This is a genomic window from Desulfococcus multivorans (assembly GCF_001854245.1).
GTDB lineage: Bacteria > Desulfobacterota > Desulfobacteria > Desulfobacterales > Desulfococcaceae > Desulfococcus > Desulfococcus multivorans.
The window spans coordinates 3383711-3408110 of the sequence record NZ_CP015381.1; the positions used below are offsets into that span (position 1 = coordinate 3383711).

The window sequence follows — 24400 nt, forward strand, 5'->3', positions numbered from 1 at the left end:
CACCGATCGGCTCCGGCCGTCACAGGGGAACGGAAAGAAGCCTGTCCTTGAGGACGCGTTCACGGTAGGCATTCAACAACACGTCTTTCCTGAGGATCCCCACAACCCGATCCGGATCGTCCGGCGGGGTGACGGGCAGGCAGGAGACGTGATGGGTTTCAAATCGATAAAACGCCGTTTCGAGGTTGTCGGCGGCTGAAACAGTGATGACCTTCCGCTGCATGAGGTCCGCGGCGACGACGATTTCCCGGAGCATTTCGAAATCGTTCAGAACCCCCCGGACATCCCGAAGGGAGAGGAAACCGGCCAACCGTTCGCCGGCCAGCACCACAAAATGGGGATAGTTCGATTCACAGATCCGTTCGACGATGTGGGGCAGCGACGCATTTTCAGGCAAGGTTTCAAAATCGTCGTCCATGAAATCCTTGACGACGAGATGCCGCAACACGCCGACATCGTGCCCTCGGACGATATTCACCCCTTTCCTGAGCAGCTTCATTTCGTAAACGGAATACCCGAACAGGAGCCGGACCACCAGAACGCTGCTGATACAGGCCACCATGAGCGGGAGAATCACCGCTTCGTTATTCGTCAGTTCGAAAATCGTCATGATGGCCGTAATGGGCGCCAGGGTCGTTCCGGCCACCACCGCGCCCATCCCGGCCAGCGCATAAAAGGCGGGATTCAGATCGAGTCCTGGAAACACCTGATTGGCGGCAAGTCCGACGGCGGTGCCCAGCGTCGCGCCCAGCACCAATGAAGGGGCGAAGATGCCGCCGCTCATGCCAGAGCCCACACAGAGGGCGGTGGCGATCATCTTGACCAGGAGCAGGGCCACGGCGGCACCGAGGCCCAGGGATGCGGTGAGTGCGGCATTGACCGTATCGTATCCGATCCCCAGAATCTGCGGAAACGCCAGGGCCGACACCCCCAGAAGGAGTCCGCCGACGGCCGGCTTCAGCCATTCGAAAATCCGGGTCCCCATGAACAGATCCTCGCTCAGGCCGACGGTGCGGATAAATAGGATGGCGACGAAGCCTCCGGCGAGACCCAGAGCCAGATAGACGCCGAGTTCCCAGAAGTGGTAAAGCACGAAGTCCACCGCAACAAACGTTGGAAACTCGCCCAGAAATATGCGGGACACCACCGACCCGACCACCGACGCGATGACGATGTTGCTGATGTGGCTCAGTTCAAGGTCAAGAAGAATGATCTCGACGGCAAAAAGGGTGCCGGTGATGGGTGCGTTGAAGGTCGCGGCGATGCCCGCCGCCACCCCGGAGGCCAGGCAAACGCGGCGGATTGCCGGGTCCAGCCTGAATACCTGTGCCATGGAAGACCCGATGGACGCCCCGATCTGAATGATGGGGCCTTCCCGGCCCACGGATGCGCCCCCGCCGATGAGCATGCTCGTGACCAGTGTCTTGAAAAAGGTGACCCGATGCCGGATTCGACTCTGGTGGTTGGTTACGGAAAGAATCACCTCGGGAACGCCGGGACCCCGGGCTTCGGGAATGACGTAGACGATAAGCAGCCCCGCCATCAGACCGACCGACGGGGGAAAAACGACCCTGAACCACCAGGGCGAAGCCACTACCTGATGGGTGAAGGTGACGCCCGGCGCCCAGAACAGGTTCCCGAACAGCTCGATGAGGGCACGGAAACAGACGGCGCCGACGGCAGACAGGACGCCGATGACCATGGAAAACAGCATGAGGGTGATGGTGCTCAGGCGCTCCCGCTTCATACCGATCGTCGTCCATTCATGCCGAAAAGGCGTCCTCCTCCCCTATCCTCCTCGACCCCGGAAGTTTCGACCCTTCCCGGGACGCTATGCACCCAAGAGGATTGTGATGTGGTATACCCCGTCGATCAGGCGCGCATCCAACGGCAGGTTCGCCTTTTCGAATATCTTCATCATGAATTTGTTGACGGCAGGGACCTCGGCCGTCAGTCCTTTCAGGCCCTGTTCCCTGGCCAGGCGGATCAGCATGTTCAGAAGAATTGAATGCGCGTCAGCACCGTCTGAGGCGACACCAGACGTGTTTCCCAATGTGAACTTTCAGGGAACGACATGGGGGTATTTCTCCGGCGTGCAGTGTCGACGATGCCGCCCGTCCCGGTATGGAACGACATCATCAATATCCTTGGGATCCATGTGCCGAAAATCCCCCGGCACCGCCGACGGCCCCGGACCGGGCATCCAATGTCGGGCGACGACGCCACGGCACCCTCACGGCCTCCTCAGGCACCGATTTCAGGTTAACGGATAACACGTTCCGCCGCGATGATCAAGTCTGCCGGCACGGCTGAACACGGCTCGGCCGTCAATGCTCAAAAATTAGCCGTTGTCTCACACAGAAAAATTCTGGTAAGAAATCCCTGACGACAGTGCCGCCGATGAACAGGACGCTCCTGCACACCGGCCGTTCTCATAAATTTTCCGACAATGCCTGGAGAGATCCATGGAAAGCAAGACCGCTTCCGAGTGCCCCCCCGCCCCGTCCCCGTCAACCCACCCGCAACCCGAATCGGTTCGCCGACTGAGCCGCCCCCTCTGGCTGCTTTCCATTATCGCCCTGTCGATTTTCCTGGTCGAAGCCTTCAATATGATCCTCCTGAACCTCCTCCCGCCGCTGCCCCTGACGATCGAAGTCATGGGGGACGCGCTGTTGCTGATCGTGCTCGTCTTCCCCACCCTGTATCGATTTTCCTACAAACCGCTGCTGCAACACATTGAACGGCGAAAACAGGCGGAAACCGAGCTCAAGAAATCGGAACAGCGGCTGAGGCGCCTTTCCAACCAATTATTGACCGCACAGGAAATCGAACGCCGCGAGATCGCCGCCGGTCTTCACGATGAAATGGGGCCCAAGATCAGCGCCCTTAAATTCAGGGTTGAAGCGGCCCTGCAGGCCATGAACGGGAAGGATGAACTGGACATGGAGCGTCAATGCCGCCTGATCGTCAAGACGTTTCAGGAACTGCACGAGGAGATCCGGGTCATCTCGAAAAACCTGAGTCCGCTCATGATCGACGAACTGGGGTTGCGTCCCGCTTTGGATGGGCTCTGCGACAGCATCAGAAGCGCTTTTCCGGAAATTTCCATTGAAACCGAATGGGCCGTGACTGAAAACGATCTGCCGCAACCCCTCAAGATCGTGATTTATCGCGTGGTTCAGGAGGCACTGGCCAATATGACCCGTCACAGCCGCGCAACCCGAGGCCGAGTCTCCCTTCGCAAACAAAAGGGCCGGCTGTTTCTTGAAATCAGGGACAACGGGATCGGGTTCAATGTCGACGACAAGCTCCATCCCCAATCCGCCGACAGCGGCATCGGCCTTCCGGCTATGTGCGAACGGGTCACCCACGCCGCCGGTGCCGTCACCATCGATTCCAGCCCGGACAACGGCACGACGATCATCGCCGTTTGGGACATCGACCGGACGCCCCCCGACAGGGCCGAAACGGCGGAATGAGAGACTGTCTGAGGACGCCGTTCTTTCCGACGTTCAAAAGGCGATCCACAACAACAACACACCCAAAGAGAACAAGGTCACCGGAATCCCCACCGCCGCATGCCGGCCGAAGGTGATGTCGATGCCGAAACCGCGGGCCTGTTCGACGACGATGAGATTGGCAATGCTCCCCAGGAGGAAAAGGTTTCCGGCGAAGGTGCTCGACACCGCCAGGACATACCACTGAACCGGATTCATAGGATCGAGAAAAGGCAGCAGCAGCATGACGGCCGGAACGTTGCTGAACAGGTTGCTCAAGGCCGTCGACACGGCCGCTAAAACGGGAAGATCGCCCAATACCCATCCCCTTGCCGTGAAAGCTTGCACCATCATCCCCAGGTAGGGTCCCCGGGAAACGCCGTGGATAACGATGAAGAGCGCGCAGAAAAAAGTGATCAGATGCCAGTCCACCAATCCCAGGATGTCTCGGGTTTTCATTCGACGGCTGCAGAGGAGAACGCCCGCGACAGCGATGGCCGACACCTCTCGGGGGACGGCGGTGAAGAACATGAGCACCAGAACGGCGACGGCGATGAGTCCCTTGGCCGTGTGCCAGGAGTTGAACATCGGCCACGGTGTCTTTGACAGGGTTTCGGTGTCGAGGTTGGTGGTGTAGAGCCTTTCCCGGTAAATCCCGAGGATGATCAGGTAGCCGCCCAGAAGAGACACGGCGACGGGGGGCGTGCACCAGATCAGAAACGCCCCGAAGTCGAGTCGGCCGACCTGCCCGATGAGCATGTTCTGGGGATTGCCGATGATGGTGGCGGCCGAGCCGATATTGCTGGCGACCGCGAGCCCGATAAGAAACGGTACGGGGTTGAGCCCGCCTCGGATCAAGGCCAGAGAAAGAACGGGGGTGAAGGCGAAACAGACGATGTCGTTGGCCAGGAGCGCCGAGAGCAGCGCGCTCGAGACCATGCCGGTCAACAGAAAGAGCCTCGGGCGGTGGAGGAGACCGGCGATCGCCGCGGCGGCCCAGGAATAGAACCCCCCGAGGCGGAGCTGTGCGGAGGCCACCATCAGGGAATAGAGGAGCAGAATGGTCGGAATGTCGACGGCGCCCACCGCCTCCCGGGTAGTGACGACACCCGCCACAACCATGCCGATGGCACCCAGAAGTGCGATGCCGACCCTGTCGACGACAAGCCCCGGCACCTTTCCCAGGGCAATCCCCGCATAAGTGATGCCGAACAGCCCGAGGGCCGCGATGTCCGTATGCACCAAAGCGTCTTTCCTTTCTCAACGGTCGATGATGACTCAATTTTCGACTTTCACAGGCCGGTGCCGGGAGGATACGACCCTCGCCCCACGCGTCGATTTGAAGCCTGTTTTCTTCACGGCCGGAACCCGCCGCAGGTCCCCTGACGCCCGTGGAAAATAGGACTTGATATCCTCGGATATCCCTGTTATTCATTTTTCCGGTGCGGTTTTGTCAACCCCAAAACCGCGGGATTCCGCAACCTCGACGATATTGCCGATTCAATGCAACGGGTTGCGATCTTGACGTTTTTCAAAGCGACGTGCACCGAAACGACGCTTATCCGGAAACCAAGTTTCGCAGAACTTGGTTTCTTGCTTTTAAGGAGGTCGCCATAAAAGGGGTCGTCATTGCCGGAACCAGAAGCGGCAGCGGCAAAACAACCATCACGATGGGCTTCATGGCGGCCTTCCGCAGACGGGGTCTCACGGTGGCGCCGTTCAAGGTCGGGCCGGATTTCATCGATCCCGGCCACCACACCCGCGTCACCGGCGCGATCAGCCGGAACCTGGATGGATGGATGCTCTCCCGGGTTTACAACACGGCGGCATTCGCCAGGGCCGCGGACGGGGCAGACATTGCCGTCATCGAGGGGGTCATGGGGCTCTATGACGGATATGACGGGCGCAGCGAAGCCGGCTCCACGGCCCAGATGGCCAAATGGACGGGCGTCCCCGTCATTCTGATCGTCGACGCCAAAAGCATGGCCCGAAGCGCCGCCGCCCTGGTCCACGGCTTCGAAAGCTTCGATCCGGAGCTCGACTTCGCCGGGGTCGTCTTCAACAACATCGGCAGCCCGAGACATCTCGCCTATCTTCGGGAGGCTCTGGATGGACGGGTGAAAATGCCCTGCCTGGGCGGCATCCCCCGGGACGACGCCGTCGCCATCCCCGAACGTCATCTGGGCCTCGTCACCCGGGAGGAGCACGGGACATCCTCCGAAACCGTGCGTCGACTGGCCGACCTGATCGAAGGCCACATCGATCTGGATGCCCTTTGGCGGCGCCTGCCGGATCTCCCCGGGATCGCTGTGACACGCCCCACCCCCATTTCCGGCCCCACCGCCGACATGCCGATCGTCCGGATCGGCGTGGCTGTCGACAAGGCCTTCTGCTTTTACTATCAGGACAACCTCGATCTCCTTGCAGCCCGGGGCGCCGAAATTGTGTCGTTTTCACCGATATCGGATCCGGCCCTTCCCGACGCGCTGGACGGCCTCTATTTCGGCGGGGGTTATCCCGAGCTTTTCGCCGATCGGCTGGCTGAAAACAGGACGCTCTGCCGGCAGGTTCGGGAAGCGAGTGCGGCGGGCATGCCCATTTACGGCGAATGCGGCGGATTCATGTACCTCGGCCGGGAAATCCATGATATGGAGGGTCGGAGCCATCTCATGACCGGGTGTTTTCCCTTCGCCACGCGGATGTACGACCGCCTTCGTTCCCTTGGCTACCGTGAGGTCACCCTCACCGCCGACACGGTTCTGGGGCAGGCCGGAGCCACCCTCCGGGGACACGAATTCCACTATTCCGACCTTGAACCTTCTCCCGAAGGAGATGGGGTTCAAACGGTCTACGGCCTGTCGGACCGCTTGGGTCGGCCGCGAAGCGGAGAAGGGTTTCAGATCCAACGCACCCTGGGAAGCTATGTCCACCTCCATTTCGGCAGCCGCCCCGAGGCTGCCGGCTCGTTTGTCGACGCCTGTCGGATCTACCGTCATGAAAGGAACCGCTCAACAAGATGAACCCCCAAGAAATTGAATCCTTAAGCTTTCAGATTATCGACCGGGAAGCCGGTCCCCACGGTTTCGACGCCGCCGAATGGGAAATCGTCCGACGCATGATTCACACATCGGCGGATTTCGACTATATGAAGACCGTCCGCTTCCACCCGCTCGCCATTGCCCGAGGCCTCGCAGCGATCCGGGCCGGCAATCCCGTCATCACCGACACGGAAATGGCGCGATCGGGGATCCGCAAAGCATCGGTCGAGGCTTTCGGCGGCAGCGTCACCTGTCTCATCGGTCAGGCCGACGTGCGGATGTACGCCGAAAAGGCCGGCATCACCCGCGCCAAGGCCGCCGTCGACATGGCCCTACCCCTGATGACGGACGGGATTTACGTGATCGGCAACGCCCCCACGGCCCTGCTCCGTCTCATGGAGCAGATCCGGGCCGGCCAGGCCCGTCCGGCTCTGGTCATCGGACTGCCCGTCGGCTTTGTCAACGCTTCGGAATCCAAATCCGAACTGGCCCAAATGGACGTACCCCACATCACCAACCTCGGTCGCAAGGGGGGGTCCAACGTGGCGGCCGCCGTCGTCAACGCCCTGTTGATCATGGCCGGCCGGACCTCATGAGTGATAAGCGCGAACCGACACTTCGGTGCGGTTTCACTACGGGCGCTGCCGCTGCCGCAGCCGTCCGGGGGGCGCTGTTGCACCTGATTGAAGGACGTTTTCCGGCGACGGTGATCCTCCCCCTTCCGACCGGTGAGGCCCTTACCATTCCCATCCACGCCTGTTCTTTCACCGCCGACGGCGGAGCGGAATGTCTGGTCGTCAAGGACGGCGGAGACGACCCCGACGTCACCCACAACGCCGTCATCGGCGCAAGGGTTCGTCTGGGGGCGCCACCCCGGGAATGCCGGGAGGCAGCTGTCGGCAACGGCGCGAATCCAGGGGTTGTCCTGCCGGATTTCGACGGGGGGCGAATCCGCCTCTTCGGCGGCACGGGCGTCGGGCGGGTCACCAAGCCCGGTCTTGAGGTGGCGCCGGGCGAACCGGCCATCAATCCGGAACCCCGCCGGATGATCCGACAGGCTGTGCTGGATGTCCTTGCGGACCGCCGCGATATCGGCACGGTCTGTGTCGAAATCTTCGTCCCCGAAGGCGAGGCCATGGCGATAAAAACGCTGAACGCCCGCCTCGGCATCCTGGGGGGTATTTCCATTCTGGGCACGACGGGCATCGTCCGCCCCATGTCCCACGACGCCTATATCGCCACTATCCGCGCATCCCTGTCAGTGGCCGAGGCGGCAGGGCTCGACACCGTCGTCATGACCACGGGCCGCCGCAGCGAACGGTTCGCCCAAGCCCTCTGGCAGGACCTTCCCGAGGAAGCCTTCGTGCAGATTGGGGATTTTTTCGAGACATCCCTCACGGCCGCCGCCACGGGTTTCCGCGAGGTCCGGATCGCCGTCTTTTTCGGCAAGGCCGTCAAGATGGCCCAGGGGATCCCCCACACCCACGCCGCCAAATCGGCCATGACGCTTCAACGTCTCTCGGAATGGGCGCTGGCGGTCAGCGGAGATGCGGACTTCGCCGAAAGAGTGGCCCACGCCAACACGGCCCGCCACGCCTTCGAGTTCATCCGTGCCGAGCACCCGGCCCTTATCTCCCGGGTGGGCCGCGCCATGATCGCGGCCGCTCGGCGGTTTTCCGGCGAAGGTTTCCGGATCCGCGGCGTGGTCTTCGATTTCGAAGGCAATCGTATTTTCGACGAAAACGGCGGTGCCGTATCATGATCCCCGTCACGATCGTCGGCATCGGCCTCTCTCCCAGAGACCTCACCCCGGGCCATCTCGAGGCGATCGGGGAGGCCGAGGTTCTCGTCGGCGGAAAACGACACCTGAGCTATTTCCCGGATGTCCGTGCCGAAAAATTGGCGATCACCCGGAACATCGCCGAGATCGTCCCGTTCATCGCGGAACGGATGGCCGCTAAAAAGGTAGTTGTCCTGGCATCCGGGGACCCCTTGTTTTACGGCATCGGATCGGTCATCACGACCGCTCTCGGGGCGGAGAACGTACGGGTTCTGCCCAACATCACCGCCATCGGCGCCGCTTTTGCCAGGATCGGCATCCCCTGGAGCGACGCCCGCCTCGTCAGCCTCCACGGCCGCCGGAACGATGCGGCGCTCCTGGAGGCCCTCGCCTGTCATCACAAAATCGGTCTTTTGACCGACCCCATCCATACCCCCGCATGGCTGGCGGCCTTCATGACGGCGCATGGTTTCACGGACTTCGACATGTGTGTCCTCGAAAAACTCGGCGCCGAAGACGAATCTGTTGCGTGGGTACCGCCGGTCGAGGCCGCCGGAAAGGTTTTCCGGTCGCCGAACGTTGTCATCCTGCATCGGAGACCGCCCGACAGAAAGGAGGCGTCGCCGCTCTATCCCGGGATGCCCGAGGCCGCCTTCATCCACGAAAAGGGACTGATCACCAAACCCGAGGTCCGCGCCGTCACCCTGTCCAAACTCCGCCTTGGGGCGCCCGGTCTCGTTCTTTGGGATCTGGGTGCCGGCAGCGGCTCCGTAGCTATCGAGGCGGGTCTTTTCATCCGGACCGGCCGGATCGTTGCGGTGGAGCGGCGGGCCCATCGCATCGCCCATATCCGGGCCAATCAAGAACGGTACGGAATCGAGCGGCTTGAAATCGTCCAGGCGACCCTGCCCGACGGCCTCGACGATCTGCCCGCCCCCGACCGGATCTTTATCGGCGGAGGCGGAAAAGACCTGGGGCGGATCATGGAAACCGCCGGGGCGCGTCTCAGGCCCGGGGGCGTCATGGTGGTAAACACCGTTTTGATTCAGAACATCGACGTCGCCCTGACCGGCTTCCGGAGGCTGGGGTTGGCGACCGACATCGTCCAGATTCAGGTGAGCGCCGCCAAAAAGATGCCCTGGGGCGATCGCCTCTCTCCACAGAATCCGGTGTGGATTATCACCGGCGCTGCGTCGGAAAGCCCTCCGAAGGCCGCCGCGGCATCCTGCCGAGGTTCCGCCCGTGACGCTTGACAGCCCCGCCGTCGAACTGCTTGCGCCGGCCGGCAATCCCGAGAAGCTCGAGATCGCCGTCTATTACGGTGCCGACGCCGTCTATCTGGCGGGTAAGGACTTCAGCCTGAGAAACTTCTCCGGAAATTTCACCCTGGAAGAACTGGACCAGGCCGTCACCTTCGCCCATCGAAACGGCGTACGGGTCTATGTGGCGTGTAATATCTATCCCCGAACCGATGAAACGGACCGGATCGCCGCCTACCTGGGGCAGTTGGCCGAGATCGGGCCCGACGCCGTCATTATTGCCGATCCCGGGGTATTCGCCGCAGCCCGGCGCATCATCCCCGAAATCCCCATCCACATCAGCACCCAGGCCAACATCACCGGCCTCGACGCCGCCCGGTTCTGGCGGGATCTGGGGGCCCGCCGCGTCAATCTCGCCCGGGAACTCCCCCTCGATGACATCCGGAGAATCGCCGACGGCGTCGACCTGGAAATCGAGGCCTTTGTTCACGGCGCCATGTGCATCGCCTATTCGGGACGCTGCCTTCTGAGCAGTTTCATGACGGGACGGGACGCCAACCGGGGACGGTGCAGCCATCCCTGCAGGTTTCATTACACCCTCATGGAGGCAAAGCGACCGGGTCAATATTACCCAATCGCCGAGGACGGCCGGGGAGCCTATGTCTTCAATTCGAAGGACCTGTGCATGATCGCGCACATCCCGGAGATGATCGACGCCGGCGTCCGGTCCCTCAAAATCGAGGGACGGATGAAGGGAATCCATTACCTGGCATCAGTGGTCAAGGTTTACCGCGAAGCCATCGACGCCGCTCTTGACCGTTCCGAAGGCCGTCGTTACGTTGTCCGGCCCGACTGGCGGGAAACCCTGGCGGGCGTCACCCGCCGGGGTTACTGCACCGGCTTTTATTTGAGGGATCCCGATCAGATCGTTCCGGAATACAACCCGCCCGACAGCGAGATTCGGCAGGATTTCATGGGAAAAGTCCTGGAACGCCTCTCGGCCACCGATATTCTGCTGGATGTCCGCAACAAAATCACTGTCGGCGAGGCGGTAAGCGTCTTTTCCGCCAAAGGTCCCCCCCGGCCCGACGTGATCCGCCGCATCACGTCGGAAACCGGGGATCGGCTGTTCCACGCCCAACCCAACAACCGGGCGATCCTGTCCCTTCGCGGCGGCGCCAGCCCCCTTGACCTGATCCATCGGGCTCCGGCCGATCCTGCGCCGCTATCCGAAGAATGAAAATGAAGCGGATTTATTCTATTCGCCGCATTTTTTTTATGTATTGATTATATCCTTCTCCTTCGATATACTGAATTTAATATTGATTCGTCTCATTATGACCGGCCCCTAAAGCCCATCAAGGAGAAGGCCCATGCACACCGATACTGAAAAGGAGTACCTGATCCGGGCCATCGACGGCTTCAGGCGCAAGATCATCGTCGTCTCTCCGGAATACGTCATCCTTGCCGCCAACGCCTTCACGAAAAAACGATTCAGCAAGAACATCATCGGACGCCTCTGCCACGAGATTCTCTGGAACCTCGACACGCCCTGCGAGGAATGCCCCCTGGGACAGATCACCAAGACACGGTCACCCACGGTTATCCACAAATCAAGCTTTCTCACCCAGAAAAAGAACTACTGCCACTACTTCTACCCGCTTCCGCCGTCCGAGAACATGACGGACGAGATAGTAGACGCCATCGCCATGCTCGACTTCGACATCCCCTTTGTGGAGGGGCTCGAAGAAAAGCTGCAGCGCTCAAACGCCTTCCTCAAGAACCTGATTCTGAGTTCCGTGGACGGCGTGATCGCCGCCGACCGGAAGGGTAAGATCTTCATTTTCAACGACGCCGCCGTGGAAATCACCGGGTACAGCATGTACGATGGGCTCCACAAACTCATGATCCAGGACATTTACGCCGAGAAGGGTTGTGCCTACGACATCATGAAAAAACTGCGGAGCAAGGATTACGGCGGGAAAGGCAAGCTGAAATTCCATCAGGTGGACATACAGCACAAAAACGGCATGATCGTCCCTATCCGGCTGAACGCCGCCGTCGTCTATGACGGCAAGGAAGAGGTGGCGACCATCGGCTTCTTTCACGATCTTCGGGAAGAAATCAAAATGAAGGAAAAGCTGGAAAAAACGCGTCTGCAGCTCCTCCAGGCCGACAAGATGGCATCCCTGGGCAAGCTTTCCGCCGGCGTGGCCCACCAGCTCAACAACCCACTGGGAAGCATCACCCTCTTTACCAAGCTGGTGCTCGAGGAGTACGCGTTGGAAGAGAGCATCCGCGAGGACCTTTCCCGCATCCTGAAAGACGCCCAACGCTGCCGGGACACGGTGAAGGAGCTCCTTGAATTCGCCCGGCAGACCCGTTACCAGATCAAACCCCACGACATCAACAGAGCCCTCTCGAGGACGCTGTTTTTGCTCGACAAGCAAACCCTCTTCCACAACATCGAGATTTGCAAACACTTTGCCGAGGGTCTCCCCATGGTGCCCGGAGACATCCAGCAGCTGAACCACGTTTTCATGAATCTCATCATCAACGCGGCCCAGGCCATGGGCGGGAACGGAAAGCTGTCGCTGAAAACCGAACACCTCCCTGCCAGGAACCAGGTGCTGATCGAAATTTCCGACACCGGTCCCGGGATTCCCGACGAGGTTCTTCCCCACATCTTCGACCCGTTCTACACCACCAAGGACGAGGGGGAGGGCACCGGCCTCGGGCTGAGCCTGGCTTACAGCATCATCAAGGAACACCACGGCCTCATCGAGGCCAGGAATGCGCCGGAGGGCGGTGCCGTATTCAGCATCGAACTCCCCCTCGACATGCCCGAGACGACGGAAACCGACCACTGACCGCCGTCGGTTGACCGGACACCGGTTTCCCAAAACCCGGTCATGAAACATCGCACCGAGGATGATACGATATGGATGAAATCAATGTACTGGTGATCGACGACGAAGACGGTATTCGACTGGCCTGTCAGCGGATCCTCAACCGGATGGGGTTCAAAACTTTTTCGGCCAACCGGGGGCTCGCGGGGCTGGAGATCATCAGAAAAGAGATGATCTCCATTGTCCTTCTGGACCTCAAGATGCCGGGAATGGACGGTCTGGAGGTCCTCCAGCATATCCGGGCGGAAGACCCATCGATTCTGGTCATCATCATCACGGGATTCGCCACCATCGAGACGGCCATCGAGGCCATGAAACAAGGGGCCTACGATTTCATCCCCAAGCCTTTCGAGCCTGAACACCTCCGCATGGTCGTCGAACGCGCCCGGGAAAAGCTTATCCTGACCATGGAAACGGAGATGCTGGAAGCCCAGCGGAGAAAGACTCTCATGGATCTGGGTATGCAAAAAAGCCGGATCCGCACCATCCTGGAATCCCTTCCCAATGGGTTGGTGGTGACCAACACGCGGGGTCAGGTCGTACTGATGAACCCCGCCTTCATCCATCTCATGGGTCTTGATCCCTGCCGGACGACCGGAGAACGGATCGAGGCTTACGTCGCCGATCCGGGATTCTGCAATCTGGTGATGGACATCTCCCAGGGAAAATACACCGTTGCCGACGACCCCCCAAGCTATGAGCTGGCCCTGCCCGACAACATCTACCTCATGGCCAAAGGCCGCCCGATTACGGGGGATGACGGCGAATGCATGGGGGCGGTGATTACCCTGGTCAACATCACCACCATGAAGGTTCTGGACCAACTTAAAAGCGAATTCGTGGCGAAGGTCACCCACGAGCTGCGTTCGCCCCTCTCCACCATCCACGAACAACTGGCGCTGGTGCTGGGCGACATGATGGGGGACGATTCGAACGCCGACAAGGAGCAGGAACAGTATCTCCTCTTCCGGGCCAAGGAAAAGACCCAGGGACTGATCTCCCTCATCGGAGACCTCCTGGATCTTTCCCGCATCGAATCCGGGGCCGTCACCCGCGAACCCGTCCCGGTCAAGCTGGACGACCTGCTGAAAAGCATCGTGGATTTCCTGAACGCCCGGGCCGGCGCGAAACGTCAGACCCTCACCGCCGTTCTGCCTGAGCGGCCGCTGCCACAAATCACCGCCGACCCCATGGCCCTGGAAAGCATCTTCGGCAACCTGATCACCAATGCCATCAACTACACCCCGGAGGGCGGTCACATCGAGGTGAGGGCGAGCAAGCCGGACGGCCGAATCCAGGTCGAGGTCTCGGATACGGGATTCGGTATCGATGAAAAATACCTGGACAAGATCTTCGAACGCTTCTACCGGGTCAAGAACGAAAAGACCCGTTTCATCACCGGCACCGGTCTGGGCCTGCCCATCGTCAAAAGCCTGGTGGATGCCATGAACGGCACCATCTCCGTCCAAAGCAGCGTGGACAGGGGCACGACTTTTACCGTGATCCTGCCCCTGGAGAAGACCGAAGAAGCGGTGTGCCCCCCTCCGAGTGAAACGATAAACAGCGTCACGACATGAATCGGGGGCATCCGGCGTGGATGCCCCCGTTCCGAGGTCGGCCCGGAGTCGGCGTCCGACGGAACTCAGGCCAGGAGATCCTTGACGCTCTGGACAATCTGCTCGGTGGAATCCGGGCCCTTGGGGATATAATCGTCGGCCTCCATGCTGATGCCGTCGAAATGGGAGTAGCGGGTGGAGGTGACATGATCGGCCACTGCGGTGAGCATCACAATGGGGATATCCGAGAGATTCGGATCCTTCTTCAACTCCGCACAGACCTCATACCCGTCCTTTTCAGGCATCATGACGTCCAGGACGATACAGTCGGGACGCTTCGCCCTGACCTTCTCGAGTGCCTCGTTCCCGTTGTAGGCCGCCTCGACGGCGAAACCGGCCTTTTTCAATCTTCCCCCGACGATGGAGATCACATCAGGCTCATCATCCACGACCAATACGACTTTCTGGCTCATAGTCTTCCTCCTTTGTTTAAAGATATTCCTGAAGCATCAAACGGTTGGCTGCATATCTTTTCGAACGGTTACCATAAGACAAAGCAATCCCCGTGCCATATGCCGTGATCTTTGACACAGTACCGGAAAAAACAGCACGAAAGCCGCTCTTCAGCGGATCGCTTCCTGACCGCCGCCCAAATCTCCAGCGCTGCCGGGCGTGATCGACGGCTTCGGCGCCCGAAGTTCCGGCCCAAGCGATGCCGTTTTGGCACAAGCATGCCCGCAACCGCTTTATTTCCGAAGGGTTATCTACAAGAACGCCATTTTGGCACGCGCCATTATGGAATACCTTTGATTTTCATTGCATCATGTGCTAACGCCCTATCAGCATATCTAAAACGCGGGAGCACGGCATGCCGTACTTCCAGGGCAAACGGAAAAGCGGAGATCATGGACGACAGCATCATCGTCATCGACGACGATCCGGACTATCTCGATATCCTGCGACGGCGGCTTTCGACGGCGGGATTCCACGACATCACCATCGAGGCCGATGCCCTGAAGGCCGCCCAAAGATTCGCCGAAGGCGAGCGGTTCCACCTCGCTCTCATCGATGTCAACATGCCCGAGATGAACGGAATGGCACTTCTCGACCGGATCAAGAACACCAGCCCCGACACCGAATGCATCATGGTGACGGCGGTCAACGAAGTCCACGTAGCCGTCGCCTGCATCCGAAAGGGCGCCTACGACTATCTCGTCAAACCCGTCTCCAGGGAAAACCTCACACTCTCCGTCAACCGGGCCCTCGAGCGGAAGCACCTCCTGGATCTGCTCGACATCGACAAAAAGAAAACCCTGCCCAAACTGACCGACACATCGCCGTTTCGGGGGATCGTCACCCGATCCCGAAACGTGCTCAAGGTGCTCAAGGAAGCGGAGCTTCATGCCCACAGCGACGTACCCATTCTGATCACCGGCGAAAGCGGCACCGGCAAGGAACTCCTGGCCAAGGCCGTTCACCGGGCCAGCTCCCGGGCGAGTCGCCCCATGACGACGGTCAATATGGCGGCCGTCACCGAGAGCCTCTTCGATGCCGAGTTCTTCGGCCACGCCAAGGGCGCCTTCACCGGTGCGGACAAAGCCCGCATCGGCTATCTCGAGTACGCCGACGGCGGCACCCTCTTCCTGGACGAAATCGGGATTTTACCCGTCTCCCTCCAGGGAAAGCTCCTTCGGGTCCTTCAGGATGGGGAATACATGAAAATCGGTACCAACCAGCCCCGACGCGCCGACGTCCGGATCATCGCCGCCACCAATGAGGATATGGACCAGCTCATCGAGCAGCGGCGGTTCCGACAGGATCTCTACTACCGGCTTCGGGGGGGGTGGCTTCACCTCCCCCCGCTGCGGGAACGGCGGGCCGACATTCCGCCCCTCATCAACCTTTTCCTCGACGAATTCTGCGGGGAGAAAGACCGATGCCGGGTGGACGTACAAGCCATGGCGCTGCTGATGCACCACGACTATCCCGGTAACATCCGGGAGCTCCGCGCTATCATCCAGTCCGCGGTCAACCTGGCCCAGAGCGGGCCGATTGTGCCCGGATGCCTTCCCGAGGCCGTCCGGAACGCCGGACGCGCTCAGGAGGCCGAAGCCCCTCGGGAGCAGGGTCCGATTCTCACCCTTGCCCAGGTGGAAAAAGCGCATATATTAAAGGTCTATCGGCGTCTCGATCGAAACAAGAGCCTGACGGCCCGACGCCTGGACATCGGCCTCAACACCCTTCGGCGAAAACTGTCGTCCTACGGCGAGAAGTAAGGCCGGGAGTCATGATTGCAAATCACGCGTCATTTAACTCAACTTTCGACTTTCCCAGGCCGGCGCCGCTATCCGGTCGCCATCATGAACGTTGAAATTTAAAAAATGGATCCGCGGCATGAATAACATCGGCATCTGGGCCGTGACGCCCAACGGCGTCCGGCTGGCCCAAAGGCTCGCGAGGTTTTTCCCCCGATCCGCGCTATACCTCTCCGCCGCTCTCGACCTGTTCCCGGAGGCTCTGCCTGCCGAACGGTTCGAACGCCTCGCAACGGCGGTTACCAGGCATTTTACCCGACACGACGGCCACCTTTTCATCATGTCCACGGGCATCGTCGTAAGGATGATCGCACCGCTTTTGCAGCACAAAAGCGTCGACCCCGCAGTGGTCGTCCTGGACGAGTTGGGCATCCACGCCGTCAGCCTTCTGGCCGGACACATCGGCGGCGCCAACGCCCTGGCCCGTCGGGCGGCAGAGGCGGTCGACGCCGTCCCCGTCATCACCACGGCCACGGACCTCAACCGCCTGCCGGCCGTAGACACCCTGGCCTGCGAACTGGGTCTCGCCATCGAAAACCCCGACGCCGTCAAACACGTCGGCATGGCCTTTCTGAAGGGACGTCCCGTTCGACTCCACGACCCTTACGGCCTTATCCGGAACCATCTGCCGCCGGAAACCCTGGTGCCGGACACCCGCACGGACGACGGCGAAGACGTCTTTCCGTCCGGAAATCCAATCCCCGAAGGTCCGGGCATCTATGTCGACGACAGAGTGGTTGACCTGCCCCCGCAAGTTCTGATATTGCGTCCCCGTTCCCTGGCCGTGGGCATGGGCTGCAATCGCGACACCGAGATGTCCGAGATGCACCGTCTTCTCACGGAGACCCTGGACCGCCACCGGCTTTCCCTTCTGAGTGTCTCCACCCTGGCCAGCGTGGACATCAAGCGAGACGAGACCGGCCTCATCGCACTGGGCGAATCCCTGGGGATTCCCCTTGTTTTTTTTGATCGAGAGGCCCTGGGGCGGGTCCGGACCATAGCGACGCCATCGGCAATGGTGGAAAAACACATAGGAGTCAAAAGCGTATGCGAAGCAGCAGCAATCCTGGCGGCAAGGAACGGTGCGCTGATCGTTCCCAAACAGATCACCCCAAACGTGACGGCGGCCGTGGCACGAAGGTCCTCTATGTCGTCGGTATCGGCCCCGGGGGTCCGGACTACCTCTGTCGACGGGCCCACGACGTTCTCGAGCGGGTCGAGGCCGTCGCCGGATACACCACCTACATCGACCTGATCCGGCCGCTCATCGCCGGCAAACGGATTATTCAGACCGCCATGAAACGCGAAGTGGAGCGGGTCGAGGCCGCCATCTCGGCCGCTCTGTCGGGCGAGTCCTGCGCCATTGTTTCCAGCGGCGACGCCGGCATTTATGCCATGGCAGGCCTTGTCTACGAAATGTGCCGGGAAAAGGGACTCGCGATCCGGGCCCCCCGGACGGACCCCGCCGTCGATGCGGACGAGAATGCCCTCCTCATCGAGGTCATCCCCGGCATCCCGGCCCTGGCCGCGGGAGCCGCCCTCCTGGGCGCACCCCTCACCCACGACTTCGCCGCCGTCAGCCTGAGCGACCTCCTTACGCCGTGGGAGCTTATCGAACGGCGTCTCGACGCCGCCGCCGGCGCCGACTTCGTCATCGCCCTATACAACCCCAAGAGCAAGCGTCGAAGCGACCACCTGGAGGCCGCCCAGAAGATCATTCTGCGGCACCGCGCCCCCGAAACGCCGGTGGGCGTCGTCACCGGCGCCATGCGGGACAACCAGCGGGTGACGATCACCACCCTGGGCGACCTCCATCGGGCCGAAGTGGACATGCAGACCACCGTTTTTGTGGGCAACAGCAGCACCTTCGCATATCTCGGACACATGATCACCCCCCGGGGATATGCCAGGAAATACGATCTCGATTCGGAGCGACGCCGTCATGTCTGAAGCCCCCTGCATCGCCGCCTTCGGCACCGGATCGGACGTCGGCAAGAGCGTCGTGGCCACGGCCCTGAACCGCATCTTCCTGAACCGGGGCTTGCGGACGGCGCCTTTCAAGGCCCAGAACATGTCCAACAACTCCGGTGTCACCCCGGAGGGACTCGAGATGGGGCGGGCTCAGATCGTCCAGGCCGAGGCGGCCCGGATCCCGCCCCACGTGGACATGAACCCCATCCTCCTCAAGCCGACCACCGACGTGGGCTGTCAGGTGGTCCTCATGGGGGAGGCCGTGGCCAACCAGACCGCCGTCGAGTATCACACCCGGAAGGCGCATCTCTTCGACACCGCCTGCCGCGCCCTCGACCGACTCCGGAGCCGATTTGACGTGGTGGTCATGGAGGGGGCCGGGTCCTGCGCCGAGGTCAACCTCATGGCCCACGACATCGTCAATTTTCCCATGGCCGAATATGCCGACGCGCCGGTGATCCTCATCGCGGACATCCACAGGGGCGGCGTGTTCGCCCAGTTGGTGGGGACCCTCGCCTGCCTGCCCCCCGAACGGCGGGACCGCATCGCCGGGTTCATCGTCAACCGGTTCCGGGGAGACATCCGACTCTTCGACGACGGGGTGAAGTGGATCGAGGCCAACACCGGGAAACCGGTCTTCGGCGTCCTGCCCTGGTACACCCACATCGCCATCGAGGCCGAGGATTCGGTGATCATCGAGAGCCCCCCCACGGTGCTGCCCGGCAGGGGAACGCGGCCGGCCGTGGCCGTAATCCGCATCCCCCACATCTCCAATTTCACGGATTTCGACCCCCTCTCGGCCGTCAAGGGCCTCGACCTCTTTTTCATTGAAAAGGTACAGGACCTCTCGGGCTTCGCTGCCGTGATCCTGCCCGGATCCAAGAACACCCGGTTCGACCTGGAGTGGCTCAAGACAACGGGCTGGAGCCGACGGCTCGCCGCCTACGCCGAAAAGGACGGCCACATTCTCGGGATCTGCGGGGGCTACCAGCTCCTGGGCAACCGTGTCTACGATCCCCAGGGCCTCGAAGGTGTCCCCGGCACCACTGAGGGGTTGGGCCTTCTGCCGGTGGAAACCACCCTGATGGCACCCAAGACCACGACCCTGAGCCGATTCGCCTGGGGAGACGTCCAGGGCACCGGATACGAAATCCACATGGGCCGGACCGACCGGATCGGCGGCGCACCGCTTTTCACGATCCTGGCCCAGAACGGGGCTGCTCCCGCAAATACCGAGGACGGCTGTATCAGCGACGGCGGCCGGATCATGGCCACATACATGCACGGTCTTTTCGACACGCCCGCCGTAACCCGCCGATGGCTCGACACCATCGGTCTCGGCCGTCTCGACACCGGCGACACCCCGGCCGGCCCGGCAGCCCGGGATCGGGAGTACGATCGCCTGGCCGAGCATTTCGAAAACCACGTGGACACCGAGGCGATTCTCCGTCTGATCCGCCGATCTCCTCCCGGAAACACCGCGGTATGAAAGCCGTCATCTGCGGCGCGGGCCGTTACACCCGAAACCTGTTGGGTCGGCTGGGGGACCGATGGCGCATCACCCTCATCGACGCCTCCGAAAAAGCCCTCAAGGAGCTGATGGATACCCACGCCACCGTGGCGAAGGTTCTGGCAGGCGACGCCGCAAGCCCGGTCCTTCTCGACAAGGCCGGTCTTGGTGAAACCGATTATTTTCTGGCCCTCACCGACAACGACAAGGTCAACCTCGCGGCAGTCCGATTCGCCCGGAAGGCCGGGGTTCCTCACATTCTCTCCGTGCTCTATGACCTTTCACTGGAAGCGAAATTCCAGAAACTGGATGTCCATCTTCTGCTGCCCGGCAACATGGTGGGCAACACCCTCTATCACTACCTGCAGGATCCGCGGATTCAGGTATTCTCCGTTGCCCGCGGCACGGGCGAGGTCGTGGAAATCGAGGTCACTCGGGACAACTGGATCGCCGGGATGTCCGTCACGGTGCTCGAGGATCCGGAATGGCGTCTGGCGGGGCTCTATCGTGCCGGCGAGTGGATGCCGTTGACCGGGGAGCTGATGCTGGCGGAGGGAGACCGGCTGATCCTGCTGGGGAAGCGAAACTTCTTCCGGTCGGTCTGCTCGGTTCTGGCCTGCGGTCACATGCCGTTTCCCGCTCCCTGGGGCCGGGGGCTCATGATCGTCCTGAACGGCGACGAGGGGGCTGAGACCCTGGAAGAAGGCATGTATCTGCTCCGGAACACGCGGGTCGGTCATGTTTCCATTCTCTACGATGCCGTCGATATGCCGGACCCGACGGCCCACATCGACCGGAAAAACGTCCGCCACGACATCCGCCTTCACCCCATGGACGGCCGGTTGACGGACACCGTCAAAACCCTCTGCCGGAAAGACCAGATCGGGCTGGTGGTCATGCGCCCCCTGGGACGCTCGTTTCTGAAATCCATCTCCCGGCCCGAAACCATCGCCCTGGCCCATGAACTCGCCTGCCCGCTTCTGATCGCCCGCAATTCCAATCCCTACGACCGGATTCTGGTGCCCTTCAACGGCACCGCCATGGCCGCACTGGCACTGGAGACCGCCGTCGGCCTGGCGGAGCAGATCGGTGCTCTCGTGGACGCCGCCGTGGTTCAGGAGCCCGATTTCATCCACGGCGAATCCCGGGAATCCTGGAGCGACAAAACCTTCAAAAAGGTCCGGGAGATCAGTCACATCCATAAGGTGAAAATCGGGGAAATCGAATGCCGCGGCAACCCGGTCAAGGAAATCACCGCCCTGGCGGAAAGATATCAGCTGATGGTGGTCGGCAGCACCAATCCCCAGAAGGAGCTGCTCACCCCTCACGTGGGCGAACTGCTTGTCGAGCGGACCCCCTGCTCGGTGCTCATCCTGGCGTCGGGAGCCCCATGATCACCTCTCAGCAGACCGCCCTTCTCCTGGTTGTTCTGGCCATCCTGATCGTGCCCGGCATCAGCAGGATCCTCCGGGTGCCGTCCATGGTGGTGGAGATCATCTTCGGCGTCATCCTGGGCAAGAGCGTGCTGAAACTGGAATTCACCGGCGAATGGCTCCCGTTCCTGGCCCATCTGGGATTTCTGCTCCTCATGTTTCGGGCGGGAATGGAGATTGATTTCACCATGCTGAAACGACAGAGTCGGGGGCAGCTTATGTTTCAGGTACTCTTTTTCATGGTCACCCTGGGACTGGCGACCCTGGCGGCGACACTCCTTTCCCGCGGTTTTTTCGTAGCCCTCATGCTCTCCACCACTTCCTTAGGCCTGGTGATGCCCACCCTGAGGGAAACGGGAATGAGCCGGACCCCCATGGGCCAGGACATCCTGATCGCCGCCACCCTGGCCGACTTCATGACCCTCTTCGGCATTACCTTCTATGTCCTTTACATCCGTCAGGGCATCGACTGGCGTTTTTTCCTTCCCATCCCGCTGTTTCTGGGGTTCGGGATTCTGCTGCGGATAGGCCGCGTCTGGGTCTGGTGGCATCCGGCCGGGGCCGAGCGGATTCTCGGCATTCAGGAGGACGCCCAGGAGATCGGCGTCCGCCTCTCCATGGCCCTGCTCTTTCTGTTTGTGGCCCTGTCGGAACTGGCCCACCTGGAGCCCGTTCTGGGAGCGTTCCTTGGCGGCAGCCTCCTGGCCTATATCTTCCGGGAAAAACCGCTGTTGGAGACCAAGCTTTCGGCCATGGGGTTCGGTTTTCTGATCCCGGTCTTCTTCATCCACGTGGGCATGCAGTTCGATCTGACCCACATCATGAAGCCCGAGATGATCCTGTTTTCCCTCAAACTGTTGGGCGCTGCCGTCACGGTCAAGATGGCTCCCGCGGCGCTCCTTTTGTTCCGGGGGCGAAAACCGAGGGAAGTCTTTCAGGCCGGCGTTCTCCTCTCCTCGCGTCTCAGCCTCATCATCGCCGCTGCGGCCATCGGTGTCGAAAACAACTTGATCAAACCCGAAATCAAGGATGCCGTGGTCTTCATGGCCCTCGTCACCTGTTTCTTAGGGCCGACCCTCTTCAAGCTCATCACGCCCACGGTCGGAAGCGGCGGCCCGAACGACGTCGTAAAATAGGCGATATCGTCCAACCCTCCGGGCCGTCATCCCGCCGCCTGCACCGCTTACGGCGACAGCGCCGCCATCATGAAGGCATACTGGGCTCTCAGGTCACCGATTTCCTGGGCCCAGAACCGGTCGCCGCCCCAGTCCGGATACTCGGCCTGGAACCGGGCGTCGGCCCGCTGCATGGCGCACCAGGCCGTGAAATAGATCATCCGCATGGCTCTCAGTCCCTCGATCAGAAACGCCCAGCGGTGATCCGCGTCGCGGAACCGACGATACCCCGAAAGCAACAGCTGCAAAAAACGGTCGGAAGCCGGGTAGCGGTCCGGCAGGAGCAGCCAGAAATCCTGGACCGGAACACCGTTCATCATGTCGTCGAAATCGATCACCATGAGGCCGTCGTCCGGTCGGTTGAGAATGTTGCCGGCATGGAAATCACCGTGGATGCGGATCATTTCGAGATCCTCGAAGCGAGGGGCCAGGGCGTCGATGATGCGGTCGCAGATGTCCCGGTACGTATCCCGATAGGTCGGTGTCACCGCCTCCGCCGCCAGATACCTCGCATAGGCAGCCGTGGTGGTCCCGGGCAGGAGGACCTGCCTCTCGGGAGCCGGCCGCTTCTGCCCGGCATTGTGAAGCCGCCCCAGCAGCACCCCCACCCGTCGCCAGCTCTCCTCATCCTCGATATCGAACCGACGCCCCGCCTTTTTGGGAAAGACCGCAAAGGAGATCCTTCCCAGATGGGCCAGGGTCCGGCCGTTTTGAAGGGATATTGGGCAGACCACGGGAATGTCGATCTCGGCACAGTCGGCCAGAAAGTCGTGTTCGTCCTGGAGAGCGCCGGGGGACCATCGGCCCGGCCGATAGAATTTCGCGATATAGGGGGTCCCGTCCTCTGCCTGGACCTCGTAGACACGGTTGATATAACTCCTGAAGGGTCGCGCCAGGGCCGTCAATTCCGTGCCGATGGCGGCCTCGAGGGCCGGCAGAAATCGATGGGGCGTCAAATCTGAAAAACTGTCCATAAGCTGTAAAGTTCTTTCCTGAATTGGGTCCACGCGCCTGCTCTGAGGCCGTGTGCCGTTGCCGATAACCCCAAGGGGATCCGGGTCGCTCCGGGTTCAAATCCAAAAATCGGATGCCATGTTATGATGGAACGCCTCGAAAATCAAGGCGTCGGCGACATCGTTTTGACATCCGCCGCAAGAGGCGCTATGGTAACCCGCAATACCATCGCAGGGGCCTGTCCATCAAGGCGAGCACAGGCTTCATCGTGACAACCGATCGACAGCAGGGAGGATGAATACCCTGGAAACCATCTGATCCGGAGGTTCCCCACCATGAAAACATCATTCGGTCCGAACACCCTTATTTTTCCGACGCCGGTCTGGTGCGTCGGCTCCTACGATACGGACGGACGACCCAACGTCATGACCATCGCCTGGGGCGGTATCTGCTGCTCCAAACCGCCGGCGGTGACCATCTCTCTCAGAAAGTCCCGTTACACCTACGAGAATATCGTGCGAACCGGCGCCTACACCCTCAGCGTACCTGGAGAACACCATGCGGCCGCGGCGGATTTTTTCGGCATGGCCTCCGGCCGGAAAACCGACAAGTTCAAAGCGGCAGGCCTCACGGCCGTAAAGTCCGACGTCGTGAACGCGCCCTACGTGGCGGAGTTCCCGATGGTTCTTGAGTGCAGGGTGATCCATACCTTCGACATCGGCGCCCACACCCAGTTCGTGGGGGAAATCCTGGACGTCAAGGTGGATGCATCGGCGTTGAACGCCGACGGAAAGCCCGACATCGAAAAAATCCGTCCACTGGTCTTCAGCCCCGAAGTGAGTCTTTACCACACAGTGGGGCGGCAGATCGGCAAGGCTTTCGGCATCGGCAAACCCCTCATGCCCGATCGGGATTAGCTGTTCCGCCGGCAGACGAGGGATCGGAATGCACACCACGGCGTCGGCGGTATTGACTTGGACGACGAAGCTCATTAAGGTAAATT

20 protein-coding genes are annotated in these 24400 nt (G+C 61.0%); 15 read left to right on the plus strand and 5 right to left on the minus strand.

From position 1 onward, the window contains the following. Positions 1–19 precede the first annotated feature (19 nt). Positions 20–1747, minus strand: coding sequence for a chloride channel protein (locus dmul_RS14890; protein ID WP_020877606.1), 1728 nt, complete (start codon positions 1745–1747; stop codon positions 20–22). An 84-nt stretch (positions 1748–1831) separates the two neighbouring features. Next, positions 1832–2053, minus strand: a complete 222-nt coding sequence (locus dmul_RS20310) for a hypothetical protein (protein ID WP_143334163.1) — start codon at positions 2051–2053, stop codon at positions 1832–1834. A 412-nt stretch (positions 2054–2465) separates the two neighbouring features. Between dmul_RS20310 and dmul_RS14895 the strand changes: the two genes are divergently transcribed. After that, the gene (locus dmul_RS14895) at positions 2466–3479 is read left to right on the plus strand and encodes a sensor histidine kinase (RefSeq protein ID WP_020877608.1); all 1014 of its coding nucleotides are present in this window, start codon (positions 2466–2468) and stop codon (positions 3477–3479) included. Positions 3480–3512: 33 nt separating this feature from the next. Here dmul_RS14895 and dmul_RS14900 read toward each other — a convergent pair whose 3' ends face one another. Next, a complete protein-coding gene (locus tag dmul_RS14900) occupies positions 3513–4739 on the minus strand; it encodes an anion transporter (RefSeq protein WP_040416145.1) in 1227 nt (408 codons plus the stop codon). Between the two features lie 299 nt (positions 4740–5038). Here dmul_RS14900 and dmul_RS14905 point away from each other — a divergent pair, with 299 nt between their 5' ends. The 7 genes from dmul_RS14905 to dmul_RS14935 all read left to right on the plus strand — a co-directional run bounded on the left by dmul_RS14905 (position 5039) and on the right by dmul_RS14935 (position 14060). Further along, entirely contained in the window at positions 5039–6517 is a 1479-nt protein-coding gene (locus dmul_RS14905) for a cobyrinate a,c-diamide synthase (RefSeq protein ID WP_020877610.1), read from the plus strand. Then, positions 6514–7131, plus strand: coding sequence for a precorrin-8X methylmutase (locus tag dmul_RS14910; RefSeq protein WP_020877611.1), 618 nt, complete (start codon positions 6514–6516; stop codon positions 7129–7131). The genes dmul_RS14905 and dmul_RS14910 overlap by 4 nt, the downstream gene beginning before the upstream one ends. Continuing rightward, complete coding sequence (cbiD, locus tag dmul_RS14915) at positions 7128–8297, plus strand: cobalt-precorrin-5B (C(1))-methyltransferase CbiD (RefSeq protein WP_020877612.1); 1170 nt, start codon at positions 7128–7130, stop codon at positions 8295–8297. The genes dmul_RS14910 and cbiD overlap by 4 nt, the downstream gene beginning before the upstream one ends. Continuing rightward, on the plus strand, positions 8294–9568 hold the full coding sequence (locus tag dmul_RS14920) for a bifunctional cobalt-precorrin-7 (C(5))-methyltransferase/cobalt-precorrin-6B (C(15))-methyltransferase (RefSeq protein ID WP_020877613.1): 1275 nt from the start codon (positions 8294–8296) through the stop codon (positions 9566–9568). Before cbiD ends, dmul_RS14920 begins: the two co-directional genes overlap by 4 nt. Further along, positions 9558–10814, plus strand: a complete 1257-nt coding sequence (locus dmul_RS14925; protein WP_020877614.1) for a U32 family peptidase C-terminal domain-containing protein — start codon at positions 9558–9560, stop codon at positions 10812–10814. Before dmul_RS14920 ends, dmul_RS14925 begins: the two co-directional genes overlap by 11 nt. Before the next feature lie 133 nt (positions 10815–10947). Then, positions 10948–12444, plus strand: a complete 1497-nt coding sequence (locus dmul_RS14930; protein ID WP_020877615.1) for a two-component system sensor histidine kinase NtrB — start codon at positions 10948–10950, stop codon at positions 12442–12444. A 71-nt stretch (positions 12445–12515) separates the two neighbouring features. After that, positions 12516–14060: a sensor histidine kinase gene (locus dmul_RS14935; protein ID WP_020877616.1), complete on the plus strand. Its 1545-nt coding sequence runs from the start codon at positions 12516–12518 to the stop codon at positions 14058–14060. A 65-nt stretch (positions 14061–14125) separates the two neighbouring features. On the opposite strand, the gene dmul_RS14940 is transcribed toward dmul_RS14935, so the two are convergent. Next, a complete protein-coding gene (locus dmul_RS14940) occupies positions 14126–14512 on the minus strand; it encodes a response regulator transcription factor (protein ID WP_020877617.1) in 387 nt (128 codons plus the stop codon). Positions 14513–14944: 432 nt separating this feature from the next. Between dmul_RS14940 and dmul_RS14945 the strand changes: the two genes are divergently transcribed. The 6 genes from dmul_RS14945 (at position 14945) to dmul_RS14970 (ending at position 22404) form a co-directional block, all read left to right on the plus strand. Then, positions 14945–16315, plus strand: a complete 1371-nt coding sequence (locus tag dmul_RS14945; RefSeq protein ID WP_020877618.1) for a sigma-54-dependent transcriptional regulator — start codon at positions 14945–14947, stop codon at positions 16313–16315. A gap of 118 nt (positions 16316–16433) precedes the next feature. Further along, a complete protein-coding gene (locus tag dmul_RS19805; protein ID WP_020877619.1) occupies positions 16434–17609 on the plus strand; it encodes a cobalt-precorrin 5A hydrolase in 1176 nt (391 codons plus the stop codon). Continuing rightward, positions 17513–18304, plus strand: coding sequence for a precorrin-3B C(17)-methyltransferase (cobJ, locus tag dmul_RS14955; protein ID WP_040416159.1), 792 nt, complete (start codon positions 17513–17515; stop codon positions 18302–18304). The genes dmul_RS19805 and cobJ overlap by 97 nt, the downstream gene beginning before the upstream one ends. Further along, positions 18297–19814, plus strand: coding sequence for a cobyric acid synthase (locus dmul_RS14960; RefSeq protein ID WP_020877621.1), 1518 nt, complete (start codon positions 18297–18299; stop codon positions 19812–19814). Before cobJ ends, dmul_RS14960 begins: the two co-directional genes overlap by 8 nt. Next, positions 19811–21229, plus strand: a complete 1419-nt coding sequence (locus dmul_RS14965) for an NAD-binding protein (RefSeq protein WP_020877622.1) — start codon at positions 19811–19813, stop codon at positions 21227–21229. Before dmul_RS14960 ends, dmul_RS14965 begins: the two co-directional genes overlap by 4 nt. Next, positions 21226–22404, plus strand: coding sequence for a cation:proton antiporter (locus tag dmul_RS14970; RefSeq protein WP_020877623.1), 1179 nt, complete (start codon positions 21226–21228; stop codon positions 22402–22404). Before dmul_RS14965 ends, dmul_RS14970 begins: the two co-directional genes overlap by 4 nt. A gap of 47 nt (positions 22405–22451) precedes the next feature. On the opposite strand, the gene dmul_RS14975 is transcribed toward dmul_RS14970, so the two are convergent. Next, positions 22452–23417 (minus strand): serine/threonine protein kinase, encoded by a 966-nt coding sequence (locus tag dmul_RS14975; RefSeq protein WP_020877624.1) that lies wholly within the window; start codon positions 23415–23417, stop codon positions 22452–22454. 315 nt (positions 23418–23732) lie between these two features. On the opposite strand from dmul_RS14975, the gene dmul_RS14980 reads away from it, so the two are divergent. Next, positions 23733–24314 carry a flavin reductase family protein gene (locus dmul_RS14980; protein WP_020877625.1) on the plus strand — a complete coding sequence of 194 codons (582 nt, stop codon included), beginning with the start codon at positions 23733–23735 and terminating at the stop codon, positions 24312–24314. Positions 24315–24400 lie beyond the last annotated feature (86 nt).

Bases quoted from the DNA above. Each gene is read 5' to 3' on its own strand.
- dmul_RS14965 (WP_020877622.1), top strand. From the start codon at position 19,811: ATGAAAGCCGTCATCTGCGGCGCGGGCCGTTACACCCGAAACCTGTTG.
- dmul_RS14895 (WP_020877608.1), top strand. From the start codon at position 2,466: ATGGAAAGCAAGACCGCTTCCGAGTGCCCCCCCGCCCCGTCCCCGTCA.
- dmul_RS14960 (WP_020877621.1), top strand. From the start codon at position 18,297: ATGTCTGAAGCCCCCTGCATCGCCGCCTTCGGCACCGGATCGGACGTC.
- dmul_RS14935 (WP_020877616.1), top strand. From the start codon at position 12,516: ATGGATGAAATCAATGTACTGGTGATCGACGACGAAGACGGTATTCGA.
- dmul_RS14980 (WP_020877625.1), top strand. From the start codon at position 23,733: ATGAAAACATCATTCGGTCCGAACACCCTTATTTTTCCGACGCCGGTC.
- dmul_RS14930 (WP_020877615.1), top strand. From the start codon at position 10,948: ATGCACACCGATACTGAAAAGGAGTACCTGATCCGGGCCATCGACGGC.
- dmul_RS19805 (WP_020877619.1), top strand. From the start codon at position 16,434: ATGAATAACATCGGCATCTGGGCCGTGACGCCCAACGGCGTCCGGCTG.
- cbiD (WP_020877612.1), top strand. From the start codon at position 7,128: ATGAGTGATAAGCGCGAACCGACACTTCGGTGCGGTTTCACTACGGGC.
- dmul_RS14940 (WP_020877617.1), bottom strand. From the start codon at position 14,512: ATGAGCCAGAAAGTCGTATTGGTCGTGGATGATGAGCCTGATGTGATC.
- dmul_RS14970 (WP_020877623.1), top strand. From the start codon at position 21,226: ATGATCACCTCTCAGCAGACCGCCCTTCTCCTGGTTGTTCTGGCCATC.
- dmul_RS14920 (WP_020877613.1), top strand. From the start codon at position 8,294: ATGATCCCCGTCACGATCGTCGGCATCGGCCTCTCTCCCAGAGACCTC.
- dmul_RS14890 (WP_020877606.1), bottom strand. From the start codon at position 1,747: ATGAAGCGGGAGCGCCTGAGCACCATCACCCTCATGCTGTTTTCCATG.
- dmul_RS14910 (WP_020877611.1), top strand. From the start codon at position 6,514: ATGAACCCCCAAGAAATTGAATCCTTAAGCTTTCAGATTATCGACCGG.
- dmul_RS14975 (WP_020877624.1), bottom strand. From the start codon at position 23,417: ATGGACAGTTTTTCAGATTTGACGCCCCATCGATTTCTGCCGGCCCTC.
- dmul_RS14945 (WP_020877618.1), top strand. From the start codon at position 14,945: ATGGACGACAGCATCATCGTCATCGACGACGATCCGGACTATCTCGAT.